Origin of the sequence: Mesorhizobium sp. M1322 (genome assembly GCF_040318085.1) — a bacterium.
Lineage (GTDB): Bacteria > Pseudomonadota > Alphaproteobacteria > Rhizobiales > Rhizobiaceae > Mesorhizobium.
On record NZ_JAMYLP010000131.1, the window covers coordinates 1 to 10,984 of the forward strand.

Annotated in this window: 9 protein-coding genes and 1 pseudogene; 3 read left to right on the forward strand and 7 right to left on the reverse strand. The window is 61.9% G+C overall.

Annotated features, from left to right (window positions below; genetic code table 11):
- Nucleotides 1-71: 71 nt before the first annotated feature.
- The 7 genes and pseudogenes from NKH12_RS28320 to NKH12_RS28350 all read right to left on the reverse strand — a co-directional run.
- Nucleotides 72-320, reverse strand: a pseudogene (locus tag NKH12_RS28320) (sugar ABC transporter substrate-binding protein); the annotation flags it as partial.
- Between the two features lie 59 nt (nucleotides 321-379).
- On the reverse strand, nucleotides 380-1,891 hold the full coding sequence (locus NKH12_RS28325) for an aldehyde dehydrogenase family protein (protein ID WP_352956163.1): 1,512 nt from the start codon (nucleotides 1,889-1,891) through the stop codon (nucleotides 380-382).
- 19 nt (nucleotides 1,892-1,910) lie between these two features.
- Nucleotides 1,911-2,687: an enoyl-CoA hydratase/isomerase family protein gene (locus NKH12_RS28330; RefSeq protein WP_352956164.1), complete on the reverse strand. Its 777-nt coding sequence runs from the start codon at nucleotides 2,685-2,687 to the stop codon at nucleotides 1,911-1,913.
- A complete protein-coding gene (locus tag NKH12_RS28335; protein ID WP_352956165.1) occupies nucleotides 2,680-4,281 on the reverse strand; it encodes an acyl CoA:acetate/3-ketoacid CoA transferase in 1,602 nt (533 codons plus the stop codon). Before NKH12_RS28335 ends, NKH12_RS28330 begins: the two co-directional genes overlap by 8 nt.
- The gene (locus NKH12_RS28340) at nucleotides 4,278-5,294 is read right to left on the reverse strand and encodes a Gfo/Idh/MocA family protein (protein ID WP_352956166.1); all 1,017 of its coding nucleotides are present in this window, start codon (nucleotides 5,292-5,294) and stop codon (nucleotides 4,278-4,280) included. Before NKH12_RS28340 ends, NKH12_RS28335 begins: the two co-directional genes overlap by 4 nt.
- Nucleotides 5,291-6,334 carry a LacI family DNA-binding transcriptional regulator gene (locus NKH12_RS28345; protein ID WP_352956167.1) on the reverse strand — a complete coding sequence of 348 codons (1,044 nt, stop codon included), beginning with the start codon at nucleotides 6,332-6,334 and terminating at the stop codon, nucleotides 5,291-5,293. The genes NKH12_RS28340 and NKH12_RS28345 overlap by 4 nt, the downstream gene beginning before the upstream one ends.
- 67 nt (nucleotides 6,335-6,401) lie before the next feature.
- Nucleotides 6,402-6,581 (reverse strand): hypothetical protein, encoded by a 180-nt coding sequence (locus NKH12_RS28350; protein WP_352956168.1) that lies wholly within the window; start codon nucleotides 6,579-6,581, stop codon nucleotides 6,402-6,404.
- Here NKH12_RS28350 and NKH12_RS28355 point away from each other — a divergent pair.
- The 3 genes from NKH12_RS28355 (at nucleotide 6,574) to NKH12_RS28365 (ending at nucleotide 10,343) form a co-directional block, all read left to right on the forward strand.
- Nucleotides 6,574-7,728 (forward strand): dihydrodipicolinate synthase family protein, encoded by a 1,155-nt coding sequence (locus NKH12_RS28355; RefSeq protein ID WP_352956169.1) that lies wholly within the window; start codon nucleotides 6,574-6,576, stop codon nucleotides 7,726-7,728. The two genes, NKH12_RS28350 and NKH12_RS28355, sit on opposite strands and share 8 nt — an antisense overlap.
- Before the next feature lie 142 nt (nucleotides 7,729-7,870).
- Nucleotides 7,871-8,833 carry a GDP-L-fucose synthase gene (gene fcl, locus NKH12_RS28360; protein ID WP_352956170.1) on the forward strand — a complete coding sequence of 321 codons (963 nt, stop codon included), beginning with the start codon at nucleotides 7,871-7,873 and terminating at the stop codon, nucleotides 8,831-8,833.
- A gap of 562 nt (nucleotides 8,834-9,395) precedes the next feature.
- On the forward strand, nucleotides 9,396-10,343 hold the full coding sequence (locus NKH12_RS28365; RefSeq protein ID WP_352956171.1) for a hypothetical protein: 948 nt from the start codon (nucleotides 9,396-9,398) through the stop codon (nucleotides 10,341-10,343).
- The last annotated feature ends 641 nt before the right edge of the window (nucleotides 10,344-10,984 follow it).

Here is a 10,984-nt window from a genome sequence, read left to right on the forward strand (position 1 = left end):
TGGGTCCGCCGCCCATCCCCCCGGCCGCGTCATTTGCCCCGCAGTTAAACGCGGCGCTGGGGGGGGGGGGGGGGTTTGGGCCCGCCCGCCCCCCGGGCCTCCCGGGGGGGCGGGGGGGGGGCGCCCCCGCCGCCGGCCACGGGCACGTCCTTCCAGGCAAAGCCCTGCTTGGCCAGATCTTCCTTGAGCACGTTCAAAGCAGCCGCTTCGCCGCCAGACGTCCACCAATGCAGCATCTCGACTTCCTTGACGTCCTGGGCATGGGCCGCGAACGCAAGACCCGACCCGAGAGCCGTTCCGATAAGCAATTTGCGCAACATGTACTTCCTCCCTTGTTGCAGCTACACGACCGGCGGTTGTCCGCCGGGTTCTTTCCAACTCAGCCGACCCACCATCCGGTGCGCTGACCGCGATGAAACTGGATCGTCTTTTCCTCGGTATAGTCCTCGACGGCGCGCTTGCCGAGTTCGCGTCCGAGACCGGACTGCTTGTAGCCTCCGAAAGGCAGCTCGGGATAACCTTCCATGAACGTGTTCACCCAAACGGTTCCCGAACGCACATTCCGCGCCACCGACATGCAGGTGTCGATGCTGGCGCTCCACACGCCCGCCGATAAACCATAGGGCGTGTTGTTGGCGATGCGCAACGCCTCTTCAATCGATTCAAACGTCAGCACCGAGAGCACCGGGCCGAACACTTCTTCACGTGCAATGGCCATGTCTTCGGTGACGCCGCGAAGGATGGTCGGGTCGAGATATTGACCGGCACTGGAAGCGATCTGCTTGCCGCCGCAATAGACGCTGCTGCCGTCGTTTGCCGCCGCCGTCACGTAGCCGGTGACCTTGGAAAGGTGCTCGGAAGAGATCATCGCGCCGACCTTGATGCTGTCGTCGAGCGGATCGCCGACGGTGACCCTGGCGGTGAGCGCCTTCACTGCGCCGAGGAAGTCGTCGGCGATCGCCTCATGGACGATCAGCCGGCTGCCGGCGTTGCAGCACTCGCCGGCGTTGAAAAAGCCGCCAAACACCGACGCGTCGGCGGCGGCTTCGAGGTCGGCATCTGGAAAGACGATCTGGCCGTTCTTGCCGCCGAGCTCCATCGAAACCTTCTTCAGCGAGTTCGCAGCCGACGCCATGGTCATCTTGCCGACCCGGGTGGAGCCGGTGAACGACACCATCTCGACCAGCGGATGGCTGACCATCGGCGCGCCGACTTCGGCGCCCAGGCCAGCGAGGATGTTGACGACGCCATCCGGCAAGCCGGCCTGCATCAGGATGTCGCCGAGCACGAAGGTCGAGGCCGAGGTCATCTCGCTCGGCTTGACCACCGCCGTGCAGCCGGCGGCGAGCGCGAACGGCAGTTTCTGGCTGACGACGAGGAACGGAAAATTCCATGGCGTGATGATCGAGACGACGCCGATCGGTTCACGCAGCACGACGCCGAGCATGGCGTCGCCGAGGCTGGCGTAGGTTTCGCCATGCAGCGTGCGGGCAAGCGCCGCGGCATAGCGCCAGATGTCGACGGCGCCGCCGATCTCGCCGCGCGCCTGGGCGATTGGCTTGCCGGATTCCAGCGCGTCGAGCCGGGCAATTTCCTCGAGCCGCGCCTCGATCAGATCCGCCGCCTTGAGCAGGATCGCGGCGCGCTCGCCGGCCTTCATGCGCGGCCAGGGGCCGGTCTCGAAAGCATTGTGCGCGGCCTGTACCGCTGCCTCGACTTCCGCTTCGCCGGCTTGCGCATAGCGCGAAACGGTGAAGCCGTGGCCGGGGCTATTGCGCTCCAGCGTCCGGCCGTCGCGTGCATCGACAAACTTGCCGTCGATCAGCAGCCGGTAGGTCTTCGGGGCCGCGGATGCCTCGGCGGGCATGGCGATCTCGAGGGGCAAGTTCATGTGAGGTTCCGCTTGCATTCTAGGATCTTGAAAACGCTGGTTTCTGCTTGGTCTTGAAAGCGTCGACACCGGCCTTGAGGTCGCCGGTCAGCGCGATGAAGCCGCTGGCCAGCGCCTCTGTCGCGGCAGCACTTTCCTCGCCCTCGGCGACCGCGATCATCAGCTTGGCGGCCTCGGTTGCCAGCGGGCCGCGCTCGGCGATCTTGCCGGCCCAGGCCTTGGCCTCGGTGAATGCTTTGCCTGTGTCGACCACCCGGTCGACGATGCCCAGAGCGAGTGCTTCGGCCGCCATGAAAACTTCGCCGCCGATTGCCATGCGCCGCACCGTCTGCGCACCGAAACGGCGTACCGCGCGCTGCGTGCCGGACCAGCCGGGCACTACGCCGATTGAGGTTTCCGGAAAACCTAATTTGACGTGCGCCTCGGCGACACGGAAGTCGCAGGCGGCCGCCAGTTCCAGCCCGCCGCCCAGCGCATGGCCGGACAGAACGGCGATCGTCGGTTGCCGCAGCCGCGCCAACCGGTCGAAGACGCGGTGGCCGTAGCGAACCCATTGCACCTGGAAATCGGCGGCACTCATTTGCGACCACGCTTCGACATCGCCACCCGAGCAAAAGCCCTTGCCCTCGCCGCACAGCAGCACGACACGGACACCGTCCGCGGCCTCGGCCGCGTCGTGCGCGGCATCCAGCGCGCGCAGCATCGGGATGTCGAGCGCATTGAATTTCTCCGGCCGGCGCAGTGTGACGATGCCGAGGTCGCCGTCGGTTTCAAAGGTGACGAGACGCTCAGACATGCGCGCCTCCAAGGGAGGCGCCGCCATTGAGCGACAGTCCGATCGGCCGGTCACGATAGAGCGCGTCCGGCGTCATTTTCAGGTCGTTGGCGACACCGAGTGGAATCTCGGCCTGCGCCAGCACGTCGCGCTGAAGATCGATTCCGGGTGCCAGCTCCGTCACCATCAGCCCATCCGGCGTCAGCTTCATGACGCAGCGTTCGGTGACATAGGAGATGTCCTGTCCTTGCGCGACGGCGCGCTTGCCGGAGAAGGAGATGTGCTCGACCTCGCCGACGACCTTCTTGACCTTGCCTTCCCCGTCGATACGGATGCCGCCATCGGCCAGCGACAGCTTTGCGCCGGCATTAAAGAAGCCGGAAAACACGATCTTCTTCGCCCGTGCGGTGATGTCGACGAAGCCGCCGGCGCCGGCGGTGACGTGCGGCCGCGCCGAAAGCTTCGACACGTTGACCGAGCCGTGGCGGTCAATCTGCAGGAAGGACAGCAGCGAGGCGTCGAAGCCGCCGCCCTGGAAATAGATGAACTGGTGCGGCGAAGGCATGAACGCGTCGGCGTTCGACGAGCAGCCGAACTTGAAGTCGAGCAGTGGCACGCCGCCGACCGCGCCCTGTTCGATCACCCAGGTGACCTTGCCGTGCTGGCCTTCCTCGATAAGGATGCGCGGCACATTGGCCGAGATGCCGAAACCGATATTGACCGCCATGCCGTCGGCAAGCTCCATGGCGACGCGCCGAGCGATGACCTTCTGGACACTCATCTCGGCGTTACGGAAGCTCGACAGCGGCCGGAAGATCTCGCCGGAGATGGCCGGGTCGTAGGGCGTCAGCGTCGTCTGCAACTGGTCGGCCGCCACCACGATGTGGTCGACCAGCACACCGGGGACGCGCACGTCATGCGGCTTCAGCGTGCCGTTCTCGACGACGCGCTTGACCTGCGCGATGACGATGCCGCCATTGTTGCGGGCGGCGAGCGCCTGTTCCAGCCCGCCGAGATAGGCGCCCTCATGCTCATAGGTGAGGTTGCCGCGCTCGTCGGCGGTCGTCGCTCGGATGATCGAGACATCAGGGATGATCGAGCGGAAATAGAGCCATTCCTCACCGTCGAACTGCTGCACCGAAACAATCGGCTCGCTGGCGGCCGCGTTCATGGCGCAGCCCTGGTGACGCGGGTCGGCAAAGGTGTCGAGCCCCACTTTGGTCAGCACGCCGGGCCGCTTGGCGGCGGCCTCGCGATGCATGTCGAACAATATGCCGGAGGGCACATTGTAGGCAGCGACCGAATTGTTGCCGATCATCTTCCAGATCTGCGGCGGTTCAGAGGATGACGGGCCGGAGGGATAGGAGCCACACAGCGTGCACTTCAACAGGCCGGGCTTGGCCAGATGGTCGATACCCCTAATGCCGTACATGTCGCCGGCGGCGATTGGATGCAGTGTCGTGATGTTCTTCGGATGGCCTTCCGCGTCGAAGCGCTCGCCGATGGCGGCGAGCACCGTGTCCGGGCAACCGAGACCGCTCGACGACGACACGGAAACAACCATGCCGTCCCTGATCAGGCTGGCGGCTTGCGCGGCGGAGACGAGCTTGCTCACCTTGCGCCTCCGAGTTTCGGGTCGACCGCGACTGATTTGCCCGACTTGGCGGATTGCAATGCCGCTTCGGCTGATGTCAGCGACCAGACGCCGTCTTCACCAGTGGCCGACGGCTGGCCTTCGCCACGGATCGCCGCATGGAACTGGCGCAAAGACCTGACATAGAGATCTTCGCGGTCGAAGCTTAATTCCTCCTCGCCTTTTGCCGTGCGCAGCAGTACAGAGCCGATCGGCTTCTGCGTCATCACATCTTTTGCGATCAGGGAGCCTTCGCTGCCATGCACCTCGAAGCCGGTGCCGGCGAATTTGGTGGTGAAACCCTCGTGCGACTGGGCGATGACGCCCGATCCAAAGCGCCAGATGCACATGGCGCCGTCTTCCAACCCGCCGCCGGCCATGCCTGCGGCCTGCGTGAACGCCGAAACCTCGAGCGGATCGTCGCCGAGCACGAAGCGCAGCGTGTCGGCATCGTGCACGGTGATGTCGAGCACCACGCCGCCGCCGGCTTCCGGCCTGGTGATACGCCAGCCCTGCAGATTCTCAGGCAGATAGACGGAGTGGAAGACGCGCGCGGCAATCGGTCTGCCGATGCGGCCGGCGGCGATGGCTTCGCGCATTGCCCGGTGCGAGCCGGCATTGCGCAGATGATGGTTGGTGCCGAGTACGATGCCGGCCGCCTTGGCGGCGGCGACCATTGTGCGCGCATCGGCACTGGTCAGCGCCAGCGGCTTTTCGCACAGCACATGTTTTCCCGCCTTGATGGCGGCTAACGCCTGTTCGAGATGCAATTCGTTGGTGGTCGAGATGTAGGCGGCGTCGATGTCGGAGGCTAGCAATTCATCGAGCGTCGAGACGGCAAGCGGAATGCCGTTCTCCTTAGCATAGGAAGTGGCGCGCTCCGGGCTGGAACTCATCACCGCCGCGATCTCGCTGTTCGGTTGCGCGCGGATGGCGCTGATCATGAATTGCCTGGCGATCGTGCTTGCGCCGATCAGTCCCCATTTGACAGTCATGCCGCGTCTCCCATTCCCGTACGACGATCAGGACCGCAACTGTCCCTGACGACGAGATTGACGGCGCCGATATGATCCTCGGCGCGCGTGGTGCGCGACTGGATCATCTTCAGCATGACATGGGCGGCGCGCTCGCCCAGGCCTGCCGAATCCACCGCGACGCTGGTCAGCGCCGGCATGTAATGCTGGGCTTCGACCACGTCGTCGAAGCCGACGACGGCGAAATCCGCACCGGGCTCGAGGCCGCGCTTGCGCAGCGCCAGCATGACGCCGAAGGCGACCGCATCGTTGAAGCACAGCGCCGCGGTCGGCGGATCGGCCATCGCGAGAGCTGTTTCCAGGCAGGCAATGCCGCCCTTGCGGCTGGTTTCGCCTTCAACGACCAGTGTATCGCGCTTGGCGATGCCGAGCGCCTCACAGGCTTCCCGAAAACCGCCCAGCCGCTCGTGATAGACCACCAGGTCCGATGAGCCGCCGAAGAACGCCAGCCGGCGATGCCCTTTGCCGATCAGATGGGCGGTGGCGAGCCAGGCGCCGCGATGATTGTCGGGCGCGATCACCGGTATGCGGCTTTCGGGAAGGCGGCGCATGGTGAAGACGATCGGAAGGCCCGCCATCTCTATGCGGCGGAACGCACCGGGAGTCGTGCCGCGCGCCGGCGACACGATCAGCCCGGCGACACCTTGCTCCATAAGCGATTTCAGCACCTCTTCCTGGCGCACCGGGTTCTCCGCCGTGTTGGCGATGAACGGCACGATGCCCGCCGACTGGAAGACACGCTCCATGCCGACCGCCATTTCGGCGAAAAACGGGTTGGTGAGATCGTTGATGACCATGCCGATGACGTTGGAATGGGCCTTGCGCAGATTGGCGGCGCCGCGGTTGTAGACATAGCCGACATCCTCGATCGCCTTGCGGACCTTCAGCGCGGTCTCAGGCCGGATCAGACCGCTGCCCTGCAGCACGAGCGACACCGTCGACTTGGACACGCCCGCCTCACGGGCAATGTCGAGTATCGTCGCCTTGGGCCTGCTGGCCATCCAGATCGTCCTCCGGTACTTTCTGGTCGAATTGATTGGAACGTTCTAATTCTGGGTCGGCTTCGAGTCAACCGGGATTTTTCCTCACTTTGAAAAATCGGGCACTGGGCGCTTGAAAGCGGCACTCTTGAGGGACTTCGTCGCTGCGATGCAGCATTTTTTGGCGTGGATTGAGAATCCATAAAAGTTCTTGATTTATTGGAACGTTCCATTTATAGGCGCGACCAAGGGAGAGATCGATGGACATTGCCTTGCCCGGGGAGGGCGGTCGCAGCACTCGCTATCGCCTTGTCGGCCAGCCGGCACAGCCGGTGATCGGCGCGCGGTTTTCGCGTATCGCCTATGCCGCCGCCCATGTCGTTGCCGATCCCCTCGAGATGACCGATCCATGGGCTCATCCAGCGGTCGACTGGGAGCGCACGATGGCGTTCCGCCGTTATCTCTGGCGGCTCGGTTTCCGTATCGCCGAGGCGATGGATACTGCACAGCGTGGCATGGGTTTCGACTGGACAAACGCCAGGGAATTGATCCGCCGCTCGATCGCCGAGGCGCGAACCGTCGAGGGCGCCGATCTCGCCTCAGGTACCGGAACAGACCATCTGGCGCCAGGCGCAGCCAGGACGCTCGACAATGTCATCGCGGCCTATGAACAGCAGTTCGATTTCATCGAAGGCCTGGGCGGCAAGGCGATCATGATGGCCAGCCGCGCGCTGGCGAGTGTCGCCAAGGGTCCCGACGACTATGTCAGCGTCTATGACCGCATCCTGTCCCAGGCATCCGGCAAGGTCATCCTGCACTGGCTGGGCGACATGTTCGATCCGGCGCTGAAGGGTTATTGGGGCAGCGATGATTTCGACACCGCGCTCGACACGGTCGCTACCATCATCGAACGCCACGCCGGCAAGGTCGAGGGAATCAAGATATCGCTGCTCGATGCCGGCAAAGAGGTTGCCCTGCGCAACCGGCTGCCTGAAGGTGTCATCATGTTCACCGGCGACGACTTCAACTACCCCGAGCTGATCGCCGGCGATGGCGAAAGACACTCACACGCACTGCTCGGGATTTTCGATGCCATCGCGCCGGTCGCCAATGCCGCGCTGGCGAAACTGGCCGCCGGCGACCGCGCCGGCTATGACGCGCTGATGGCGCTGACGGTGCCTTTGTCGCGGAAAATTTTCGAGGCGCCGACCGAATACTATAAGGCCGGTATCGTCCTCATGGCGTGGCTAAACGGTCACCAGGAGCATTTTTCGATGATCGGCGGCATGCAATCGGCGCGCGGCATTTGCCATTACGCCGATGTGTTTCGCCTTGCCGACCAGGCCGGATTGCTGGCCGACCCGGAGCTTGCCGTCGCAAGAATGAAGAGCCTGTGCACCGTCGCGGGTGTCTGACCGCCTACCACAAGAAGAGTTCGCCCAAATCTCCGATTTGCCTTGTCCGGGCAAATCTGTATGCGGTATGCGTCCGAGGCAGGCCCATCCGGCGCGCCGACGCCATAGGGTCATAGCGGCCGTTCTGCATAGGGATACGCCAATGGATTTCGACCTAAGGGGCAAGCGCATTTTCGTGGCTGGGCATCGCGGCATGGTCGGCTCGGCCATATTGCGCAGGCTGGCGGACGAGGACTGCGAGGTCCTGACCGCATCCCACGATGAACTCGATCTCATGGATCAGGCCGGCGTGCGGCGCTGGATGGCTGGACACAGGCCGGATGCGGTGGTGATGGCGGCGGCCAAGGTCGGCGGCATCCTGGCAAACAACAGGTTGCCAGTCGATTTTCTGCAGGACAATCTCATCATGCAGACCAACGTCATCGAGAGCGCCTTTCGCAACGAGGTGCAGAAATTGCTGTTTCTCGGTTCGTCCTGCATCTATCCGAAATTTGCGGCGCAGCCGATCTCCGAGGACGCCTTGCTCACCGGTCCGCTCGAACCCACCAACGAATGGTATGCGATCGCCAAGATCACCGGGCTGAAACTGTGCCAGGCCTATCGGCGCCAGTACGGCGTCGAATACATCTCAGCGATGCCGACCAACCTTTATGGCCCCGGCGACAATTTCGACCTGTCCACCAGCCATGTCGTACCAGCCCTTATGCGCAAGGCGCACAAGGCCAAGCGGGCTGGCGACAAAACCCTGGAAGTCTGGGGATCGGGCACGCCGATGCGCGAGTTCCTGCATGTCGACGACGCCGCCGACGCTCTGGTCTGGCTGCTGAAAAACTATGCCGGCGACAGCCACGTCAATGTCGGTTCGGGCGAAGACATCACCATTGCCGAGCTGGCCCGGACCATGCTGTCCGTCATCGGCGCCGAGGCGGTGCTCACATTCGATGCGACGAAGCCGGACGGCACGCCGCGCAAGCTGATGAACGTGTCTCGGCTGTTTGCCACGGGCTGGCGGCCGCGGTACTCGCTTCAGAGCGGACTGGAGCAGACCTATACGTGGTTTCTCCAGCATATCGAGAAGGGCGATCTCCGCCTCGGCGCGGCGTGATCCTCAATCGACGCTGACTGCCGCCACCAGATATCAGGGTTTGGGCGGCGGCCGTCTCTTGGCCATGGCCAATGCAAAATCGCTCGCCGAAAGCATTGGCTGGGCCAAAAATCAACGCTTCCGATTTTGGCATTCTCGAAAATACGGCGTTCACGTGGTCCAGCCCGCGCAAGGACGGCGAATCTGCGGGTACGAGCGACAGCGGATTGTCTGGATGGTGGGCGTGACAGGGATTGAACCTGTGACCCCTGCAATGTCAATGCAGTGCTCTCCCGCTGAGCAGAGTTCGCTTCGCTACACTCCTTATCGAAAACACTGAATAAATTCAGCTGCTTGACGCAGTCTACGATGTTTTCTCGCTACACGCAATCCTCATCCAGATAGCCATTTTTTGAGGATCGCTGTGACAGGAGTGTGACAAATTAAATGTTCGGGACGCCCTTCGACTGCTGGTCGGCAGATTCTACCCTATGCTGCACGATCTGATGGAACAGCATGACAAGTGGGGCTAGAATTCATCCTGGTCATTCCACATTGCCGAACGTGCACTGAGGCCGGGAAGATGATTTTATCGTTCAATGAGTTCGATCGCGCCTTCCAGCAACTTGAGCATTGGTTAGGCAACGACGCGTCGCGGATCGAAATGCTGGTAAAAAACAGTCCGGACGCACGGCGGGTAGTCGGGTCTTTGTTTTTTTGGGAACGCGCATTCGAAATGGAGCGCGCAAACGGTCGATACCTCCGAAACGTGCCGAGCTGGTTTATCGAGCGATACAAGTTGTACAGGGAAGTCTTTGCGGACGAGGTGAGTAGAGTCTACGATCGACTTTACTTCCATGCCCTTTTTCCAGGGGCAGATGAGCAGGTCGACGGCATCCCCGCATCAGAAATCCTTAATCCGGGCGGGCGGCCTCCGAACAAGACTCCGAATTCGGCGAAACCCCTCGATGCGGCTCAATCAGTGGATACAATGGTCCAATGGATTTGGGACGTTGAGGAAGGCCTGCGAGAGGGTGTGATAGCATATGAATGGTTCACTCACGTAGTTGGGATCGACTTAGCAAAGATAGAGGAGCGGTGGGACACGTTGCCGAAGACGCTGGTTCCATCCCATATGGAAGGAGCCGTCCCGGAAGGCGTTCCAGGGGCCCTCATCGCTCTCCTCGACGATGCTACGAAAGCATACGTCTTTGGCTTGCCAGCAGCAGCTATCGCAATGTGCCGGGCAGTCGTGGAGCGAGTGCTCAAGGAATTCTATCTCACCGAGGAGGAGAGTAGAAGAAAGAACGGCAAGGGTAAAATGCTTGGCGAATTGCTGCCTCTTGCCGAAAAAAGGTACGAACACGTCCGCCGACTGGGCCTGAACTCCTACGTGGCAAAGGCAAATGACGTCCTGCACCATTATGAAGGCGGCCGGGTTTCGGAAGACGAGCTCGAAGCAGTTCGGCAATTCATCGAGACGACAAAGACGTTAATTGAGCTGGCTCAACCGAGACCGATCCGAACTTGAACTCCGCGCGCTATGAAAGGAAAGAGGTCAAATTCCGGAGCGTGGCTAGTCAATCAACGGCCCACAAACCTACGAGGCACCCTGACCGTACCTCAGGGCCTTGCCCCAGCTTGGGCCTTTTTCTTGGGTATATCCCGCTACGATATTGTGAAAAGAAAGGAAGGCACGAAAGATCAATTCTTATGTTGGCAAACACGACAGCGGGTCGAAGCGGTCCTCGATTGTAAACTTGAAAATAGGACCGGCAGCGGATACATCGCTAGCAACGTAAGCCTTTGGTGTCCGACATACGACTTGGATACGTTCATCAGCAAGCGCAGCTATACCAGGTGCCAGGGCGTGAGGCTTCGCCCCTATTGCTAGGCATGTCGTATGGCGTGCCCTGTTACCCAGTATGTCGCGCGCCATCCCGATAATGTCATCGAGTGCAAAGGCAACCGAACTAGATCTCGGCAAAGCACCAAGCGCGGCGAGTGCGGGTTCCTCAGAAGACAAGTAATTCTCCGGAAATCGCTCGTCCGATCCAGATACCTTGTACAATCTAAGGTAAGCGATGTCCCGACGGCACCTTTCGGTGATCGGCGTGAAGGACGATGTTCGGAGCCTTTGAGGGCTTCGACACATGACGATTTCAGAGCTTA